Here is an 18,345-nt window from a genome sequence, read left to right as displayed (position 1 = left end):
TATCAGGTAGGTTCGATCACGAGTTTCGAAGGCGAAAGGGCAGGTTCACCAGTGGGAACAGCCACTTCCGGCGGGGTCTGGGTCCAGTAGAACGGACCACCCGTTGCATAGGTCTTGGGATAGATCGCATCCTTGGTGATGTCGAACATCAGCGCGGAGCGGTAGACCACGACCTTGTGATCGGCGAGACCACGATACCAGCCGGTCAGGATATCCTGGATGACCGCCTTGAACACGGGATCCTGATGCTCGGCGGCGACAGCGAGCGCATGGGCCGAGGCAAAACTGCCGCCGGTCATGAAGTCATGCAGCTTCTGGATCTGGTCGCGGCGCTCGGGCACCGCGTGAATGATGCCCGCGCACAGCGCGTTGCCAATGCGCGGATCAAGCGCGTCGCGGTCCGTCAGGCGCTGCGACAGGGCCATGAACAGCGGCACGACCGTGTCCTGCTCCGCCGTGGCGGCGATGCCCTGCCTGCTGCCCGTCACGACGACGGCGGCCCCGAGCGCACCGATCAGCGCATCGCGGCGCGACATGCGCAGCGCCCGGTTCAGCCTGATGGCGTTGGGGGTGGAACGATGAATACTGGTAGGAAAACAGGGCCGGTCTGCAGCCATCTAGCGTCGCCTCTCATGCACGTTGGTCCAGCAGGAATGCCGGGAGACAGGCATGACCGTGCGGGATGCAATAGTGTTTATACCGATACAGCCACTTACTGCAGTCCTGCAACCTTTTATACCCCCATGTCCGCGTATAGCAGCTTCACGTCTTACGAGTAAAAGTGGCGATTGCCACGGAGAAGGACATGTTTTGTAAAAATATAATGGCAGGGCCGGGCCGCCGAGCACCACAACCACAGGCTGCCTCCGTGGCGACAGAACCATGAATGGCAGCCATTATAATGGCATGATGCATGCTGATTATGGAATACGCTTAATATGCATTGAAAAAGTATCATTAATATTTCACATTTTCATGAACACGATACCCCCATACCTGTTCTTTTGCATCCTCCACCAGGCCATGACCATGCGCCCGGGGGCAGTTTTCAAAACCGCCACCCCGGACACGCCATCCATCAGTTGAAAACAACATGGAAATAAACGGCACGACCATAATTATCCATTTCATCAACATATTGCAGATGATCGCCAGTCACGTAGCGTGGCTGCCAGTTGGCCAGGTTCATGACTTCGTATTTGAGCGTAATGCCCGGATAGACCTGGTGCCAGAAGCCCAGGTTGAAGGTGAGGAAGTTGCCAAACCCGTCCGATGCGCCCGGCGTTGCGCCAAAGGAGGTGAAATACTTGCCCGAATAATTGACGGTCGTGCGCAGCGCGCCCTTTATCTGCGGAATATGCCACGTCATCATGCCATTGGCGATGAAGCTGGGCTGGTAGATCATGGCATTGTAATTGACCACCGATGTGCCGTTTGAATAGCTTTCATGGCCCTTGAGCCACGTCACGTTCGCCTGCAGGTCGATGATCTGGCCAAAGGCATGCAGGTTGCGGTCCATGACATTGAACTCGATGCCCTTGACCCCGGCGGACTGCGCGTTCACCGGCATGGTTACCTGATAGCTCGTGCCGGTATTATCGGTATAAAGGGAGCGACTGGTAACAATATCGTCCTTGATCCATTTGCTGAAGAACGCAAGGCTGACCATGCCATTGCCGCGGTTAAACCATTTATCAACCGAAATATCAAAGTTCTGGGACCGGCGGGGCTTGAGTTTGGTATTGCCCTTGGAGATGGTGCAGTCTGTTCCACCAGAGTCATCGTCCCCACAGCTCTCGGATGCCGCCATGGCGATCTGCCCCGGCGCGGGGCGGCCAATGGACTGGCTGTAGGAAGCATGCATCGTTACATCCTGCGGAAAGTGATGCACGACATCAAACGAGGGCAACGGATTGATGTAAGACCCGGACTGTTTGGTAAAGCCAGATGAAACCGTTTGCGTCGTGCCATTTATCTGTGGAGCCCAACCCGCGTAATTGGTAGCGTCGGCCCGCACGCCGGCAATAAAGGCGGTATTTTTCCAGATGTAATGCAGCGAGACATAGCCGTCGAATATGTTCTCACGATACCTGTAATTTGAAATGCCACTGTTATAGAGCGATTTCTTCTGGTCCACCGTCAGGCTGGACCAGTTGAATTTATACCCATCGGGGCCGATGAAGGTTTCGGGGTAGATATTGTTCCATGGCACATGATTGCTCTGGAGCATCTGGCCAGTAAAATTTTCCGTACTGTCGTAATAGATCTGCTGCTCGTTATGGTCGAGCGTCAGCTCGCGCCACTGGAAGCCGCTCATGATGCCAAACCCCTTGGCATTCTTTCCGGTGTTCCAGCTATAATCCAGCCTCACCGATGGCACACGCTCGGAGGCACGCTCCCATGTCTGGTAGGAGCCATCATTATACAGGTTCCATGTTCCAGTCTGTGCTGCGGTGGGGTTCGATAGCGCCCCCTGCTGCCACATGCCAGTTTCTGAAGGGTAGCCGGTATAGTCGGCGGTCAGTTTTTTCGGGGTTGTGTGCGCGGCAATATAGGGCTGGTAGTCGTTATAGTCTTCCATCGTGTAGCCCGCGCGCAGGATCAGGTCATGGCGGTCCTTGTGCCAGTCGATATGCCCGATGATGCCACTGTTCTGGCGGTGCCATTCATTTTGCCTGCGCCGCACGTAGATGCTGCTGACGGGAATATCCATCCCGTCCTCGCTCGTGACCGTGTTCTTGAGGTTGTAATCCTCCTTGTCCATGACCGAGTGCTCCCACCGCGCGTAGGACCAGCCCATGAGGGACATGTACAGGTTCTTGCCAGTGGGTTTCCATTCCAACTTGCCCGACCCGCCAATATTGGTCACGTCATTGGCGTATTCGCCGGTTGAATACTGGCTGGGCCTGACATGCCCGTCCCATGACGTGCCGGGCGTGGTGCTGCTCGTGCCATCAGCATTGTCATAATCATAGGCCTGCCAGTTCTTGGTCGTGTTGCGCGCGCGCTCCTGGTAGCGCATGGACAGCACGATGCCGAACTCATGGTGCTTGCCAAACGTGTCGGAAAACGTGCCCTTGGCCCCCTCGCCCATATGCGGCGCATAACCGCTCAGCCCGTTGGCACCCACGCCCCCGCGCTTGCTGGACCAGATGCCATAGGCATCGAGATATTTGTAAAGGCCCTTGTGGTCAAAGGCGCTCATGGGAATGAGGTCGATCACGCCGCCAATCGCATCGCCATCCTGCTCGGCGGTGAAGCTTTTGTACACGTTCATGCGCGAGGTCATTTCCGATGGAATGTCCTGCAGGTTGACGCGCCGCGTGCCCGCACTGCCGCTCTCGCCGATGGAGGAAAGGGTAATGCCGTCCATTGTCGTGTGGTTGAGGTCGGGGCTGATGCCGCGCACGCTGATGTAGCGCGGCTCATCGCCATCGGTAATGCCGGTCACACCGGGTAGCTGGATCAGGGACTGGGCCACCGAGGACACGCCGCCAAGGTTTTCAAACGGGTCATACGCCACCGTGTCCATGATGATGTTGGAGGTGCGTTTTTCGTTCTGGCTTTTCTTGTGGGCGACAACAAACATCTTTTCAATGTCGTTCACGCCGTCCTTCTTCTCGCCTTTTTCGGATGATGCACGGTGCTTTTCCGCCGTGCTGGCTGCAGCGCCCGAATGGATGATGAAACCGCCGCCATTTACGCTCTCGGCTGTCAGCCCGCTATGGGCGAGCATGCGCCGGACCGCCTGGGCCGCCGTCATGTTGCCATTGACTGCATTGGCCTGGATATGGGCCACCTGCTGCGGGGTGAAAACGATGTTCTGGCCCGTCTGACGCCCTAACGCCTCAAGCGCCTGCGCCATGGGCTGGGCGGCAATATGGATGCTCCGGGCCTCGGCGCGCGCCCATGGTATTACCAGGCTGACCGTGCCAGCGGCCATAAGTAAAAAAGCACGGAAATCACACCGGAAACGGACTGTCATGTATCATGGTTCCTGTTATCGGACGCCAGGGGCGGTCATGACAGGGGTGACAATCGAAAAAGCGGTTTTCTCCTTTTGCGGAAGAACTTTCATTAAACTGTCATATAATATGCGCGGTTAACCGCCATTCAGGCCCGTCGCCGCCCATTGCCGTATGCGTGTTCCGGCTTAAAATCGGCGCGCGCTTTTAAAAGGACCAAAGGCATGCTGACCCGTAGACTGGCCATGACAGGCACATTGATGAGCATGGCGGCGCTGACAGCCCGGCAGGCTTTTGCAAACCCTTCTCTGGTGCCAGTGCCCTCTGTCATGGCGCATCGGGGGGCATCGGCCCTGCGGCCTGAACACACGCTCGCGGCCTACGCCCGCGCCATTGCCGATGGCGCGGATTATATCGAGCCCGACCTCGTGCCCACGCGCGACGGCGTGCTCATAGCCCGCCATGAAAGCAATATCGCGGGCACGTCCGATGTGGCGAGCCACCCGGAGTTTGCCAGCCGCCGCCGCACCATCACCATTGATGGCAAGGCGGAAACCGGCTGGTTCACGACCGACTTCACCCTGGCCGAACTCAAGACCCTGCGCGCGCACGAACGCCTGCCCGCCATCCGCGCCCACAACACCCGCTATGACGGGCATTTCGATATTCCGACATTTGAGGAAGTGATCGACTTTGTGGCAGCCGAGGCCGCAAGCCGCGGGCGCATGATCGGGCTGATTCCCGAAATCAAGAATTCAACGCATTTCCATAAACTCGGCCACACGCCGGAGGAGACGTTCCTGCGCGTCATCGCGGCCCACGACTACACCCGCTACTGCCCGCTCGAGGTCCAGTCCTTCGAGACGGCGAACCTGCGCGCACTCCATGGCCAGGTGCAGGCCATCAACCCGCAGGCACGGCTGATGTTCCTCATGGGCGGGCGCGCGGAAACGGTGCCCGACACGCTGGGCACCGCCAGGCCACTCACGTTTGGTGACTTCATGACCCCCGACGGCCTGCGTGGCGTACGCGCCTATGCGGATGTGATCGGTCCCTCGAACGACGACATCATTCCGCGTGATGCCTCTGGCGCGTGGCTTGCCCCTACCACGCTCATTGATGACGCCCATGCGGCGGGCCTGCTGGTGCATTCCTACACCTTCCGCCCCGAGAACCACTTCCTGCCCGCCCAGCTACGCAATGGCGATGGCGACAGCGCGCGCAACGTACCCGGTGCGATTGCCGAAATACGCCGCCATCTGGATCTGGGGCTTGATGGTTTCTTTACCGATGACCCGGCCATAGGCCGCATGGCGCTGGGCATGTAACGCCGGTATGCGCGCAAACGCAGGGATATGGAAAATGATGGCGGGAGCACCCCTGAAGCATCAGGGGTGCCATGATACGTTACCAGTTCTTTGATATTTTATTGATAACGTATTTATAGACTTTATTTGTTGCCAGCTCCCTGCTTTCCACAAAATCCCAATCGTAATGATCATCTCTCATGCTTGATGATTCATCCTCGATGCTCCGGGCATCCTCCCATTCATTTCCGCATTCATCGCAGCGGAAAAAAAGGGCATGTGTTGCGTTGTCCCGTGCAACGAGCACCCATCCCTGGCTACAAACGGGGCATACCTCGCGCACTTTTGCATAATCAGGCGGTGCGGTCATTTTCATTACTCTGTAGCAAAGATCAGTCGGCAATCTGTTCCGTTACTGATGGCTATGGAACGAACATGGCCAGAGGCTGCCTTTTTTCAGCAAAGGCAGCCTCTTCCTTTCAAACTGGATCTGCTCTAGCGGATCAGCTTGCGGATGATACCGAGCAGTTCCTCCATCGTTTCCTCGCCTCCATCTTCCTGCACCGCCTTGCGCACGCAGCCCTTGGCGTGAGAGGACAGGATCTGGATCGCAACCCCATCGAGCGCTGACTTGACCGCCGAGATCTGGGTCAGGATATCCACGCAGTAGCGGTCATTCTCGATCATGTTCAGCACGCCGCCCACCTGCCCCTCGATGCGGCGTATGCGGTTGATCAGGGCTTTCTTGTGCGGCTGTTCCACAACCCTGTCCTGTGATGGGGCGCACTGCATGCACGAGGCAGAGTCTGTTCCCTGCTGTTTATGTCTGGTCACGCGTTGTCGTCCATTCCTTGAATCGTGCCGGGTCATGCCACTACGCCGCAGCATAGGCAAGCACATGCAGGCGGAACAGACCGTAACAGGGTTGCGTTATCGGGCGCGCGGCTTCCAGCGGTTGAGCAGCAGCGCGTTGCTGACCACCGAGACCGAACTCATGGCCATGGCGCCTGCCGCCACGATGGGGTTGAGCAGGCCGAAGGCGGCGAGTGGCAGGCCCAGAATATTATAGATGAACGCAAAAAACAGGTTCTGCCGGATCTTCGCCAATGTGGCGCGCGAGAGCGAGATGGCATCGTTCACGCTGGCCAGTTCATTTTTCATCAGCACGATATCCGCCGTCTCGCGCGCGATAGCTGTACCGGCCCCGATGGCAAAACCCACATCGGCCGCCGCCAGCGCCGGGGCATCATTGATGCCATCGCCCACCATGCCCACCACATGACCCTGCGTGCGGTACTGTTCGATAATCCGCGCCTTGTCACCGGGCAACACGCCCGCGCGGTAGTCATCTACCCCCACGGCGGCCGCAATGGGGCTTGCTGCCTGCGGGCTGTCACCCGTGAGCATGACAACCCGGATGCCCGCCGCCCGGAGTGCTGACACACTCGCCACCGCATCGGGCCGCAACGTGTCGGACAGGGTGATATAGCCCAGCAGATGCCCTGCCTGCGCAACACCAATCACGGTGCGCCCGGCAGTAGCCAGCGCGCCTGTCCCGTCCGGGTCCAGCGCCATGCCGCGTTCGGCCACAAAGCGTGGCGAACCGAGGCAGGCAGGCTCCCCGTCCACCATGCCCGCAACCCCCAGGCCCGGCGTGGCTTCAAAACCGGCCAGCGTGCCGGGCCGCACGCCAAGGCCTGCTGCATGCGCCATGATGGCACGGGCCAGCGGGTGCTCGGACTCCTGCTCCAGCGTGCACGCCACCCCCAGCAGCCGGGCCGGGTCCACGCCAGGTGCGGGCTGCATGTCCTGCACCGTGGGGGTGCCTTGGGTCAGGGTGCCGGTCTTGTCGAGCATGATTGTATCAAGCTTCTGGGCCTGTTCCAGCGCATCGGCGTTGCGGAACAGGATGCCAGCGCGCGCCCCAAGCCCGGTGCCCACCATGATGGCGGTGGGCGTGGCCAGCCCCAGCGAACATGGGCACGCAATGACCAGCACCGACACGGCGGCAATGAGGCTGGGTGCAACCTGCCCGCTCACCCCCCACCACACGCCAAAGGTCAGGGCCGCCAGCGCCAGCACCACCGGCACGAACACGCCGGCCACCCGGTCTGCCAGGCGTTGCACATGCGCCTTGCTGCCCTGCGCCTGCTCCACCATTTTCACAATATGCGCCAGCGCGGTATCAGCCCCCACGCCGGTGGCCTTCACCCGCAGGCTGCCCGTGGTATTGAGCGTGCCCGCAAACACCGTGTCCTGCGCCCGCTTGGTCACAGGCAGGCTTTCGCCGGTCAGCATGGCTTCATTCACATCCGATGCGCCCTCAAGCACCACGCCATCCACCGGCAGGCTCTCGCCGGGGCGCACGACAAACACATCGCCCACGCGCACCTGTTCCACCGGGCAGTCATGCACCACGCCGTCGCGTTCAACATGGGCCAGCGCGGGCTGGAGTTTCAGCAGGCTTTCCAGCCCCGCTGCCGTCCTGTCACGCGCGCGGCTTTCCATGAGGCGGCCCAGTGAGATGAGCGTGATGATGGCAACGCTGCTCTCGAAATACAGCGGTTGCGGCAGGCGCAGGAGCAGCACGGCCATGCTGAAGAAATAGGCGATGCCCGTGCCCAGCACCACCAGCACATCCATGTTGGCAGCGCCGCCGCGCACGGCCTTCCACGCACGTGGATAAAGCTGGCGCGCGCAGTAAAACTGCACCACCGTGGCGAGTACGGCCTGCAACCATCCGGGCAGCATGAACCCCATGCCCGCCAGCATGGCCAGCATCTGCGCCCCAAACGGCAGCGCCAGCACAAGGGTCAGGGCAAACTGGTTGCGCTCCCTCCGCCATGCCTGCATGCGCAGGGCGTGCGGGTCCGGGTGCGGTGCCGCATCATCCACCATGGTCGCGCCAAAACCGGCTTTTTCAATGCGGGCAATGAAGGTTTCCGGCCCGCTCACGCCGGGCACGTACGTGACATGCGCGCGCCCGGTGGCAAAATTCACGCTGGCCTGTGTCAGCGGCAGGCGGTTGAGGATTTTCTCGACCCGCGCCGCGCAGGCGGCACAGCTCATGCCGGTAACCGACAGGTCCACGCTGTTTTCTGCAACCTCAAAACCCGCCTTGCCAATGGCGGTGGCCATGGCAGGCAGTGCGGTTGCGGGGTCATCAACCGCGGCCTGCACCCGGTTTGTGGCGAAGTTAACCGTGGCCTGCACGCCCGCCTGCCGGTTGAGCACCTTTTCAAGCCGCGCAGCACAGGCGGCACAGCTCATGCCCCCTACGGGGAAACTGACAGTCTGGGCCACGGCGGCGCTCCTCATGTTCACCGACCTGACTTTATACCCCCCAATGGTATTTTCAAGGGCGGTCCTGCCGGTTCAGGCGTGCAGGCCGGGGGCTTCCTGCCCGGTGCGGGCAACATATTCCGTGTAGCCACCATCATACTGGTGGATGCCACCGGGGGTTACTTCAAGCACCCGGTTGGACAAGGCGGCAAGGAAGTGCCGGTCATGCGATACGAACAGCATCGTGCCTTCATACTGCGCGAGCGATGTGATCAGCATTTCCTTCGTCGCGATGTCGAGGTGGTTGGTCGGCTCATCAAGCACCAGGAAGTTGGGCGGATCATACAGCATCATCGCCATGACCAGCCGCGCCTTCTCGCCGCCAGACAGCACGCGGCAGCTTTTTTCCACCTCATCGCCTGAAAAGCCGAAGCTGCCCGCCAGCGCCCGCAGCGAACCCTGGCTTGCCAGCGGAAAGGCATCATCCAGCGTTTCGAACACCGTGCGGCTGCCATCGAGCAGGTCCATGGCATGCTGGGCAAAATAGCCCAGCTTCACGCTGCCACCCAGCGTAACCGTGCCCGCATCGGGCTGGGTGGCGCCGGTAACCAGCTTGAGCAGCGTTGACTTGCCTGCACCGTTCACGCCGAGCACGCAACACCGCTCGCGCCTGCGGATCAGCAGGTCGAGGTTGTGGTAGATCACGCGGCTGCCATAGCTTTTATCCACGCCCCGCAGCTTGACCACGTCCTCGCCCGAGCGCGGCGGGGGCGGAAACTCGAAGCTCAGCGCCTGCCTGCGCTTGGGCGGCTCGACGCGGTCGATCTTTTCGAGCTTCTTGACCCGGCTCTGCACCTGCGCTGCGTGCGAGGCACGGGCCTTGAAGCGTTCGATAAAGCTGATTTCCTTGGCGAGTGCGGCCTGCTGGCGCTCGAACTGGGCCTGCTGCTGCTTCTCGTTCTGGGCGCGCTGCTGCTCATAGAACTCGTAATCGCCCGAAAAGCTGGTCAGGTTGCCGCCATCAATCTCGATCACCTTGTTGATGACCCGGTTCATGAACGCCCGGTCATGCGATGTCATGAGCAGCGCGCCATCGTAACCGGCCAGGAACTGTTCCAGCCAGATCAGGCTTTCAAGGTCGAGATGGTTGCTTGGCTCATCGAGCAGCATCACATCGGGGCGCATGAGCAGGATGCGGCCAAGGGCCACGCGCATCTTCCACCCGCCCGAGAGGCGGCTGACATCGCCATCCATCATCTCCTGGCTGAAGCCCAGCCCGTGCAGCACCTCACGCGCCTTGCTGTCGAGCGCATAGCCGCCAAGTTCCTCAAAACGGGCCTGCACCTCGCCAAAGCGTTCAAGGATGGTTTCAAGCTGGTCGGCCTGCTCGGGGTCGGCCAGTGCCGTTTCCAGCGTGGCGAGTTCGGAAGCCACCTCCGATACCGCGCCGGCGCCCTCCATAACCTCGGCCACGGCGCTGCGGCCCGCCATCTCGCCCACATCCTGGCTGAAAAAACCGATGGTAATGCCGCGATCGGTGAGGATCTGGCCTTCATCGGGTTCGTCCTGCCCGGTTATCATGCGGAACAGCGTGGTCTTGCCCGCCCCGTTTGGCCCCACGAGGCCGATCTTCTCGCCCTTCTGCAAGGCGGCTGATGCTTCAATGAAGACCAGGCGCTGGCCGTTATGCTTGCTGATATTGTCGAGACGAATCATGGAACCTCGGAGGCGCGGAAGGAATTCGCGCACTTAATACGAACCGAGGTGAGGCGTAAACCGCAGCCATACACTCAGGTTGGCGCATCCCCTGCCGAAGCAAAGGCATAGGCGCCGCCCTTAATCAGCGCGCGCTGATAGGCAGGCCGTGCATGGATGCGCCGCAAAAAGGCACCTACATGGGGCCTGCCCGGCAGCGCCCCGGCGCGGGTGGCAGCAGCTTCAAGCGGAAAGCTCATCTGGATATCGGCTGCGGTGAAGTCCTTGCCCGTGAACCATTTGCGCTGGCTGAGCGACTGCTCCCAGAAATCCATGTGCAGCTTGAGTTGCGGGTTGATGATCCGGCTCTGCACCCCACTCGCGATCAGGCTGGCCACGGGGCGGATGATGAAGGGCACGCGCGTGGGCAGCAGGCCGAACACCAGCTTGAGCAGCAACGGCGGCATGGCCGAGCCTTCTGCATAATGCAGCCAGTACAGGAACTGCACGTGCTCGGGCGTGCCGCGCTCGGGCTGCAGGCGGCCATTGCCGTAACGCTCGACAAGATATTCGATAATGGCCCCACTTTCCGCAAGCGTCACGTCGCCCTCCGTATCAGTTATGATCGGGGCCTTTCCCAGCGGGTGGATCCTGCGCAGGCTTTTCGGGGCGAGCATGGTTTTGGGGTCGCGTTTGTAAAAGCGGATCTCGTAGGGCAGTTCGAGTTCCTCAAGCAGCCACAAAATGCGCTGCGAACGCGAATTGTCGAGATGATGCACGGTAATCATGGCGGCTGACCTTCCGGGGCAGAACATGAACCCGCCTGGCGGCACGCGCGCTGCGGATACAGGCGGTTAAGGGCATGGCCGCGTGTTTGGTTCCGCCTGATCTGCCCACGGCATGCCTGATGACTACCAAAAGAGTAAAAGTTTTTGGGTGCCGCCTTTTTTCAAAAAGGCGGCATTTCCTGAAGCTTTTTGAAAAAAGCTTCACCAAAAACTTCATTGTTTTATAAGGGTTTTCCCAAAAAAGTAACTCGTTCGCCTTATAACGCCGGGTCTGCGGCCGGGCCAAAGAATTCGTAGCGGACCTGCGCAGGCGGCACACCAGCCTCCTTCAGCGCGCCGACCATGTCGCGCATGAAGCCATCGGGGCCGCAGATGTAATAGGTTGCATTCGGGTCCACCCGGTCCCGTAGCCATGCGGGCGTGATGCGCCCCTCATGGCAGGTCACCCCCGGCACGGGTGCTGCGGCCTGCGGGGCCTGCCGTGTGTAGAAAATATCCGCCTGCAACCGCCCGCGCCCTGCCAGCGCCCGGATGGCGGGGCCAAAAGCTTCCGTGCCCGGAGTGCGGGTGGTGTGGATGTAATGGATGGGGGGATGCCCGTCGCTGCCCGTCAGGTCCGCCAGCATGGACATGAAGGGCGTCAGCCCCACCCCTGCGCTCAGGAACACGATGGGGCCGGTATCGGGCATGAGCGTGAACTCACCGGCGGGGGCGGAAACCTGCAACACGGTGCCTTCGCGCACGCTGTCATGCAGCCAGTCCGACACAATACCCCCCTCGATACGGCGCACGCTGATGCGGTAGCCATCCGCGGAGGGAGCGGACGAGATGCTGTAATTGCGCCGTTCACGCCCGTGCCCCGGCACATCAAGCCGGAAGCTGAGATACTGCCCCGGCGCATGCCGCATCACGGGGGCACCATCCTCAGGCACAAGCTCAAAGGAGGTCACGCTCTCGCTCTCGGCCTTACGGGCCTGCACGCGGAAAGGCCGCCACCCCACCCAGCCGCCGGGGGCTGCCGTGTGGGCCGCGTAGATCTGTTTTTCCCGCCCGATCAGGATATCGGCCAGGAACCAGTAAGCCTTACCCCATGCTTCCAGAATTTCAGGCGTTGCCGCATCACCCAGCACCTGGGCAATCGCGCCAAGCAGGGCGTCGGCCACATACGGGTAGTGTTCGGGCTCGATGTTCAGGCCCACATGCTTTTCAGCAATGCGTTCGACAGCCCCTGCCATGGCGCCGAGGTTATCGATGTTGCGGGCATAGGCCAGCACCGCCAGGGCCAGCGCCCTGGGCTGCGCGCCATCTTCCTGATGCGAGAGGTTGAACAGGTCGCGAATGGCCGGATTGGCCAGCAGGCGGCGATACATTTCGGTCGTGATCGTGAGGCCATGAGCTTCAAGCGCGGGTACGCAGGCTTTGATGATGCTGCGGGTTGTGTCATCGAGCGGCGGCGCCATTCTGGCCTCCATTAAGGTGTATTTAGTGGAAACCTTTTATGGCCTGTCAAAAAGATGTCAATAGAACATACCTTTATCGCGCCCCTGCCCGCGCATGCCTGCCCCGCATCGGCAGGACGGTGCGGATGGAAAGACCAAAATTGACAGTGATAATAAGTCGCAATAATTTGCCGTCATTCCACGCGGAGTCTGTTCATGCGTTACGCAACCACCCTGTCCTGCCTTGGGCTTGCGGCCCTCCTGTCCGCCCCACCGGCATGGGCGCAGGACCCGGTGCACCTGGTGGTCAAGGACCATCACTTCAGCCCGGACCATTTTACGGTGCCTGCTGGCACGCGCTTTCTCATCATGCTGGACAACCAGGATGACACGACCGACGAATTTGAAAGCTATGACCTGAAATTCGAGAAGATCGTGGTGCCGGGCACCACCATTACGGTCCATGCCGGGCCGCTGCATCCGGGCACCTACAAATTCTTCGATGACTACCACCCCGACCAGGCAACGGGCACCGTTACCGTAACGCAGGAGCCCTGAACATGCTGGGAAGTCTGCTGATCGTTTTCCGTGAGGTCATGGAAGCGGGCCTGATCATTGGCATCGTGCTGGCGGCAACGCAGGGCATAGCGGGACGGGGGCGCTGGGTGGCGGGCGGCATTGCAGCCGGCGTGGCGGGGGCCGCGGTGGTGGCGGTGTTTGCGGGCAGCCTCTCGGCGGCGCTGTCGGGCAACGGGCAGGATGTGTTCTCGGCCACCATCCTGTGCATCGCGGTGGTCATGCTGGGCTGGCACAATATCTGGATGACCCGGCACGGGCGCGAGATGGCAGGCGACATGAAGGCGCTGGGCACGCAGGTGGCAACCGGCCAGCGCTCGCTTGCGGCCATGGCCGTAGTGGTGGCCGTGGCGGTGCTGCGCGAGGGGGTGGAGGTGGTGCTGTTCCTGTACGGCATCGCGGTTTCCACCCATTCCGGCCCGGTGCCCATGCTGGTGGGCGGGCTGCTGGGCATTGTGGCGGGCGGCGGCATATCGTGGCTGCTGTATCGCGGGCTGATCGTCATTCCGCTGCACCGGCTGTTTGCCGTGACCGGCCTGCTCATTGCCCTGCTGGCCGCTGGCATGGCCAGCCAGGCCGCAGCCCTGCTGGCGGCCGATGATATCGTGCCCGCTTTGGGTTATGAGGTGTGGGATACGTCGTGGCTGCTGTCTGATGGCAGCATGGTGGGGCGGGCCGCCAAGGCGCTGGTGGGCTATTCCGACCGGCCCATGGGCATCCAGCTCGCAGCCTGGGGGGTGACGCTGGCGGTGATGCTGATCGCCACCCGAATGGTGCGCAGGCGGGCATAAAAGACTTCCCTTCATGCCCCCCATGGGTATTATGGGCAACAGTTTGCAACGCTTCGTGGCGGATGGGAGTGCGCGATGTTCAGGGCACGGGGCCGGACATGGGTTGGCCTGCTGGTCTGGCTGCTGATGCAGGCGGGGCTGCTGCTTGGCGCTGTGCCCACACCTGCTGCCCATGCCCATACACTGGCCACGGCCTGCGCCATGACCCCTGACTGCATGACCCCCGCCCATGCCCTGCACATGGCCCGCATGCACCATGCCCACAACAATCCCGCACCTCCCGGCCAGCCCCCGTGCTGCCATGTGCATGCGGGTCTGTCAGACATGCCAGCGCCGCCAGTAGCCGAGCGCCTGAACGGGCTGCCCGCCAAGGGAACGCGTGCTTTCATCGCCTCCCGGCAGGCCCCGGCGCCGGGCGGCGACTGGCTCCCCCCCCTGCGGCCGCCCAAAATCCGGAACATCTGAACACGTCACCGCGCCGCGCGCGCCTGCCCTGCGCCGGGCGGGCTCTGACCGACCTGTTTCCTTACCGGATTTTTTTCATGTTGATTCCGTCTCGCAACCGGGGCGGCCTGAGCCGCCGCCGTTTTGTAACGGGGCTGGGCGCAGGGGCGGCCATGTCCGCCCTGCCCCGCCCGCTACAGGCCCACACGCCCACTGCTGGCCAAATTCCCCCTGCTGCCCGCGCGCGCTGGGACCTGCGCGTGGGCCGCTCCCGTATTGAAATCGACCACAAGGTGCTGCACGCGCCCTGCATCGGCGGGGATGTGCCCGGCCCCATCCTGCGCTGGCGGCAGGGGGATACGGTGAGCATCAACGTCACCAACACGCTGGCCGATGAAGACACCTCCATCCACTGGCACGGCCTGCGCCTGCCCGCTGGCATGGATGGCGTGCCGGGGCTGAGCTTTGCGGGCATTCCGCCCGGCGAAACGTTTACCTACCGCTTTCCCATAACCCAGAGCGGCACGTACTGGTACCACAGCCATTCCGGCATGCAGGAGGCGCAGGGGCTGTATGGCGCGATCGTCATCGACCCGCCCGTGCCCGACCCGCAGGCCTGCGCGCGTGATTATGTCATCATGCTATCGGAATGGACCGATGTCTCGCCCATGGACATGCTCTCCAACCTCAAGATGCAGGATGACTACTATGTCTTCCGCCAGCGCACGCTGGCCTCCTTCCCGCGTGAGGCCAGAGCCGCGGGCAGCCCGCTTGCTGCCCTGAAGGACCGGCTGGCCTGGTCGCGCATGCGCATGGCCGCAACCGACATCGCTGACGTCACGGGCGTGATCTATACCTACCTGCTCAACGGCCATGCGCCCGACATGAACTGGAACGCCCTCTTCACCCCCGGCGAGCGGGTGCGGCTGCGCTTCATCAATGGCGCCTCGATGACCTTTTTCGATATCCGCATACCGGGGCTGGAAATGCTGGTGGTCGCAGCCGATGGCAACGCGGTCGAACCCGTGCCGGTGGATGAGTTCCGCATTGGCGTGGCCGAGACCTATGACGTGATCGTGCAACCCGCACAGGCCCGCGCTTACACCATCTTTGCCCAGAGCGAGGACCGCACCGGCTATGCCCGCGGCACGCTGGCCCCGCAACCGGGCATGAGCGGCCCCATTCCACCCATGGACCCGCGCCCGGTGCGCACCATGGTCGATATGGGCATGGGCGACATGAAACCCGGCGAAAGCATGCAAGGCATGGCCATGCCAAACCATGCGCCCGGCATGCAGGCAGCGCACGGACACAGCCACCTTATGCCGCACCACGAAGACAGCATGATGGAGGGCATGGACATGACTGCCCCCCAGCACCCCATGGGCGGCATGCAGGCATCCACCCCGAACCCGACACCGCACAGGCATGGCACCCCAATGCCAGCCCCCGAGGATGACATGATGGCTGGCATGGACATGGCGGACATGCAGCCATCGCCTCCGGCGCCAGCCCAGCACGGCATGCCCATGCCTGAACACCACATGGATGCCCCCGCACACCACAACCCTGCTGCCCCCATGCACACGCACGAGGCAATGCACCATGACATGCCCGCCCCCGGAATGACGCCCGTGCTGGAAGTGGATGACCCCGGCCCCCCGCCCCTGAACGTGGAAAACCAGAATATCGCCCGCATGCCCACCAACCGCCTGGGCAGCCCCGGCGATGGGCTGGAGCATAATGGCCGCCGCGTGCTGAACTACAGCCAGTTGCGCGCCACCCGGCCGGGCAGCGACCCAAGGCCGCCCACGCGCGAGATCATCATGCACCTCACGGGCAACATGGAGCGCTATATCTGGGGCTTCAACGGGCGCAAGTTTTCCGAATCAGGGCCAATCCGGCTCCGGCGCAACGAACGCGTGCGCTTCACCCTCATCAACGACACGATGATGGAGCACCCCATCCACCTGCACGGCATGTGGAGCGAACTTGAAAACGGCCATGGCGCCTACCGCCCCTACAAGCACACCCTCATCTCGCAACCCGGCTCGAAGCTGAGCTACCTTGTCACGGCCGATGCGCCGGGGATGTGGGCCTATCACTGCCACCTCATGCTGCATATGGAAACGGGCATGTTCCGCACGGTGATCGTGGAATGAGGCGCGCGCTCCCTGTTGCAGCCCTGCTGCTACTGGCCACGGCCCTGCCCGCGCAGGCCCAGAGCCAGGCCACGACCACGGCCACGGCCACGGCCCGGAAAACCGCAACGGCACACCCACGCAAGCTCCCGCCACGGCCCGCCTATCACGCTGCCGATGCGCCCACCAACGCGCCCGTAACCTATGTGGGCGGCATGAAGCCGGTCATGGACCAGGGCCGCTACCTTCATGGCATTCTCGATCAGCTTGAGGGGCGTTACGCGCCCGGTGGCACCGATTTCCGCTGGGATGGCGAAGCGTGGTACGGTGGCGATTACAACCGGCTATGGCTCAAGTCGGAGGGCACGCTGGAGCATGGCCGCCTGCATGATGGCGACCACGAACTGCTGTACAGCCGCGCGGTCTCGCCCTACTGGAACGTGCAGGCCGGTGTCCGCGCCGATATTGATGATGGCCCCACCCGCACATGGGGGGCGCTGGGCGTGCAGGGGCTGGCGCTGTACCAGTTCGAGTTCCAGGTCACCGCCTATGTCAGCGACCGGGGGCGCTTTGCCTCCCGCATCGAGGGGTCATATGATTTCCTGCTCACCAACCGGCTCATCTTGCAGCCACAGGCGGAGTTCAATCTCTATACCAAAGCCGACCCGGCGCGGCAGGTTGGGGCCGGACTTTCGGATGTGGATGCGGGGCTGCGCCTGCGCTACGAGATCTGGCGCAAATTCGCGCCTTATGTAGCCGTGTCCTATGCGGGGTATCTGACACAGGCCCGCCGCATCGTGCATGACCAGCAGGGCGAGAGCGGGGCGCTGCGCCTGACCTTTGGCGTGCGAAGCTGGTTCTGAGCTGGCTCAGACGGGGGCAGGCACACCGTAATACTCACGGTACCACGCCACAAAAGCGTCCACCCCGGCCTGCACGGAGGTGGTGGGGCGGAAGCCGGTCAGTTCCTGCAGGACCGTGCAATCCGCCCAGGTGCGCGGCACGTCACCGGGCTGCATGGGCAGGTAATGGCAAACGCATTCTTGCCCCAGCGCCGTCTCGATCGCCTTGATGAACGCCATGAGGCTGACCGGCTCGCCATTGCCGATATTGACCACCCGATAAGGCGCCACGGGGCTGGCGCCGCAATCGCTTTCCCCCGATGTGGGCGCGGGGCGGGCCGCCAGGCGGTGGATCGCCTCGACGATATCGTCGATATAGGTAAAGTCCCGCTCCATGTCGCCATTGTTGTAGACATCGATCGCGCGGCCCGCGAGCGTGCTGGCGGTGAATTTGAACAGCGCCATGTCAGGCCGCCCCCACGGCCCGTACACCGTAAAGAAGCGGAAAGCCGTTATGGGCAGGTTCCACAGATGGGCATAGGAATGCGCCAGATCCTCCGTTGCCTTCTTGGTCGCGGCATAGAGGCTGAGCGGATGGTCGCAGCGCTGGTCCTCGGCAAAGGGAATGGCCGCGTTGGCTCCATAGACGGATGATGTCGAGGCAATCATGAGGTGTGGCGTGGCACAGCGCCGGGCCTGCTCGAGCACGTTATAGGTGCCCACGATGTTGGCACTGACATATGAGCCCGGATTTTCCATCCCGTAGCGCACCCCTGCCTGGGCCGCGAGGTGAATGACCTGCTCCGGCCTGCACTGCTCAAAGACATCGTGCAGGGCCTGCGCATCCTCGAGCATGAATTCATGGCAGGTGAAACCCGCCTCCCTGCGCAGCAGGGCGTGGCGCGCGTGCTTGAGCGTGACATCGTAATAGGGGGTCATGCCATCAATGCCGGTCACCTCGTGGCCTTCGCGCAGCAGGCGCCGGGCCACATGAAAACCGATGAACCCGGCGGTGCCAGTAACAAGAATACGCATCATGAACTCCACAAACCCGCAGCCACCCGTGCCCCGGCCA

15 protein-coding genes are annotated in these 18,345 nt (G+C 62.1%); 6 read left to right on the top strand and 9 right to left on the bottom strand.

Annotated elements, in window-relative coordinates:
* Positions 1–2: 2 nt before the first annotated feature.
* Both QEG70_RS08655 and QEG70_RS08650 read right to left on the bottom strand, forming a co-directional pair.
* Positions 3–617, bottom strand: coding sequence for a sugar dehydrogenase complex small subunit (locus QEG70_RS08655; protein WP_308720317.1), 615 nt, complete (start codon positions 615–617; stop codon positions 3–5).
* Between the two features lie 461 nt (positions 618–1,078).
* The gene (locus QEG70_RS08650; RefSeq protein WP_308720316.1) at positions 1,079–3,985 is read right to left on the bottom strand and encodes a TonB-dependent receptor; all 2,907 of its coding nucleotides are present in this window, start codon (positions 3,983–3,985) and stop codon (positions 1,079–1,081) included.
* Positions 3,986–4,189: 204 nt separating this feature from the next.
* Between QEG70_RS08650 and QEG70_RS08645 the strand changes: the two genes are divergently transcribed.
* Positions 4,190–5,293, top strand: coding sequence for a glycerophosphodiester phosphodiesterase family protein (locus QEG70_RS08645; RefSeq protein ID WP_308720315.1), 1,104 nt, complete (start codon positions 4,190–4,192; stop codon positions 5,291–5,293).
* Between the two features lie 79 nt (positions 5,294–5,372).
* On the opposite strand, the gene QEG70_RS08640 is transcribed toward QEG70_RS08645, so the two are convergent.
* The 6 genes from QEG70_RS08640 to hmpA form a co-directional block, all read right to left on the bottom strand.
* Positions 5,373–5,642 (bottom strand): hypothetical protein, encoded by a 270-nt coding sequence (locus tag QEG70_RS08640; RefSeq protein ID WP_308720314.1) that lies wholly within the window; start codon positions 5,640–5,642, stop codon positions 5,373–5,375.
* Positions 5,643–5,767: 125 nt separating this feature from the next.
* Positions 5,768–6,064, bottom strand: a complete 297-nt coding sequence (locus QEG70_RS08635) for a metal-sensitive transcriptional regulator (RefSeq protein ID WP_308720572.1) — start codon at positions 6,062–6,064, stop codon at positions 5,768–5,770.
* A 138-nt stretch (positions 6,065–6,202) separates the two neighbouring features.
* Complete coding sequence (locus QEG70_RS08630; protein ID WP_308720313.1) at positions 6,203–8,590, bottom strand: heavy metal translocating P-type ATPase; 2,388 nt, start codon at positions 8,588–8,590, stop codon at positions 6,203–6,205.
* 57 nt (positions 8,591–8,647) lie between these two features.
* Positions 8,648–10,270, bottom strand: a complete 1,623-nt coding sequence (locus QEG70_RS08625; RefSeq protein ID WP_308720312.1) for an ABC-F family ATP-binding cassette domain-containing protein — start codon at positions 10,268–10,270, stop codon at positions 8,648–8,650.
* Positions 10,271–10,344: 74 nt separating this feature from the next.
* Positions 10,345–11,037, bottom strand: coding sequence for a glutathione S-transferase (locus QEG70_RS08620; RefSeq protein WP_308720311.1), 693 nt, complete (start codon positions 11,035–11,037; stop codon positions 10,345–10,347).
* Between the two features lie 257 nt (positions 11,038–11,294).
* Positions 11,295–12,497 (bottom strand): NO-inducible flavohemoprotein, encoded by a 1,203-nt coding sequence (hmpA, locus tag QEG70_RS08615; RefSeq protein ID WP_308720310.1) that lies wholly within the window; start codon positions 12,495–12,497, stop codon positions 11,295–11,297.
* A 195-nt stretch (positions 12,498–12,692) separates the two neighbouring features.
* On the opposite strand from hmpA, the gene QEG70_RS08610 reads away from it, so the two are divergent.
* The 5 genes from QEG70_RS08610 (at position 12,693) to QEG70_RS08590 (ending at position 17,291) form a co-directional block, all read left to right on the top strand.
* Positions 12,693–13,034, top strand: coding sequence for a cupredoxin domain-containing protein (locus tag QEG70_RS08610; RefSeq protein ID WP_308720309.1), 342 nt, complete (start codon positions 12,693–12,695; stop codon positions 13,032–13,034).
* 2 nt (positions 13,035–13,036) lie between these two features.
* The gene (locus QEG70_RS08605) at positions 13,037–13,843 is read left to right on the top strand and encodes an FTR1 family iron permease (RefSeq protein ID WP_308720308.1); all 807 of its coding nucleotides are present in this window, start codon (positions 13,037–13,039) and stop codon (positions 13,841–13,843) included.
* A 75-nt stretch (positions 13,844–13,918) separates the two neighbouring features.
* Positions 13,919–14,308: a hypothetical protein gene (locus QEG70_RS08600; protein WP_308720307.1), complete on the top strand. Its 390-nt coding sequence runs from the start codon at positions 13,919–13,921 to the stop codon at positions 14,306–14,308.
* A 77-nt stretch (positions 14,309–14,385) separates the two neighbouring features.
* Positions 14,386–16,449, top strand: a complete 2,064-nt coding sequence (locus QEG70_RS08595) for a copper resistance system multicopper oxidase (protein WP_308720306.1) — start codon at positions 14,386–14,388, stop codon at positions 16,447–16,449.
* Positions 16,446–17,291, top strand: a complete 846-nt coding sequence (locus tag QEG70_RS08590) for a copper resistance protein B (RefSeq protein ID WP_308720305.1) — start codon at positions 16,446–16,448, stop codon at positions 17,289–17,291. Before QEG70_RS08595 ends, QEG70_RS08590 begins: the two co-directional genes overlap by 4 nt.
* Positions 17,292–17,297: 6 nt before the next feature.
* Here the strand turns inward: QEG70_RS08590 and QEG70_RS08585 are convergent, their stop codons facing one another.
* A complete protein-coding gene (locus tag QEG70_RS08585) occupies positions 17,298–18,305 on the bottom strand; it encodes an NAD-dependent epimerase/dehydratase family protein (protein ID WP_308720571.1) in 1,008 nt (335 codons plus the stop codon).
* Positions 18,306–18,345: the final 40 nt, after the last annotated feature.

The sequence above is a fragment of the Komagataeibacter xylinus genome, from assembly GCF_031081985.1.
GTDB classification, from domain to species: domain Bacteria; phylum Pseudomonadota; class Alphaproteobacteria; order Acetobacterales; family Acetobacteraceae; genus Komagataeibacter; species Komagataeibacter xylinus_E.
This window is presented reverse-complemented; position numbering and strand designations above follow the sequence as displayed.

Excerpts from the sequence above, each read along its gene's own strand:
- QEG70_RS08595 (WP_308720306.1), top strand. The coding sequence starts at position 14,386 with ATGTTGATTCCGTCTCGCAACCGGGGCGGCCTGAGCCGCCGCCGTTTT.
- QEG70_RS08645 (WP_308720315.1), top strand. The coding sequence starts at position 4,190 with ATGCTGACCCGTAGACTGGCCATGACAGGCACATTGATGAGCATGGCG.
- QEG70_RS08610 (WP_308720309.1), top strand. The coding sequence starts at position 12,693 with ATGCGTTACGCAACCACCCTGTCCTGCCTTGGGCTTGCGGCCCTCCTG.
- QEG70_RS08600 (WP_308720307.1), top strand. The coding sequence starts at position 13,919 with ATGTTCAGGGCACGGGGCCGGACATGGGTTGGCCTGCTGGTCTGGCTG.
- QEG70_RS08640 (WP_308720314.1), bottom strand. The coding sequence starts at position 5,642 with ATGACCGCACCGCCTGATTATGCAAAAGTGCGCGAGGTATGCCCCGTT.
- QEG70_RS08605 (WP_308720308.1), top strand. The coding sequence starts at position 13,037 with ATGCTGGGAAGTCTGCTGATCGTTTTCCGTGAGGTCATGGAAGCGGGC.
- QEG70_RS08630 (WP_308720313.1), bottom strand. The coding sequence starts at position 8,590 with ATGAGGAGCGCCGCCGTGGCCCAGACTGTCAGTTTCCCCGTAGGGGGC.
- QEG70_RS08625 (WP_308720312.1), bottom strand. The coding sequence starts at position 10,270 with ATGATTCGTCTCGACAATATCAGCAAGCATAACGGCCAGCGCCTGGTC.
- QEG70_RS08585 (WP_308720571.1), bottom strand. The coding sequence starts at position 18,305 with ATGCGTATTCTTGTTACTGGCACCGCCGGGTTCATCGGTTTTCATGTG.
- hmpA (WP_308720310.1), bottom strand. The coding sequence starts at position 12,497 with ATGGCGCCGCCGCTCGATGACACAACCCGCAGCATCATCAAAGCCTGC.
- QEG70_RS08635 (WP_308720572.1), bottom strand. The coding sequence starts at position 6,064 with ATGCAGTGCGCCCCATCACAGGACAGGGTTGTGGAACAGCCGCACAAG.
- QEG70_RS08590 (WP_308720305.1), top strand. The coding sequence starts at position 16,446 with ATGAGGCGCGCGCTCCCTGTTGCAGCCCTGCTGCTACTGGCCACGGCC.
- QEG70_RS08655 (WP_308720317.1), bottom strand. The coding sequence starts at position 617 with ATGGCTGCAGACCGGCCCTGTTTTCCTACCAGTATTCATCGTTCCACC.
- QEG70_RS08620 (WP_308720311.1), bottom strand. The coding sequence starts at position 11,037 with ATGATTACCGTGCATCATCTCGACAATTCGCGTTCGCAGCGCATTTTG.
- QEG70_RS08650 (WP_308720316.1), bottom strand. The coding sequence starts at position 3,985 with ATGACAGTCCGTTTCCGGTGTGATTTCCGTGCTTTTTTACTTATGGCC.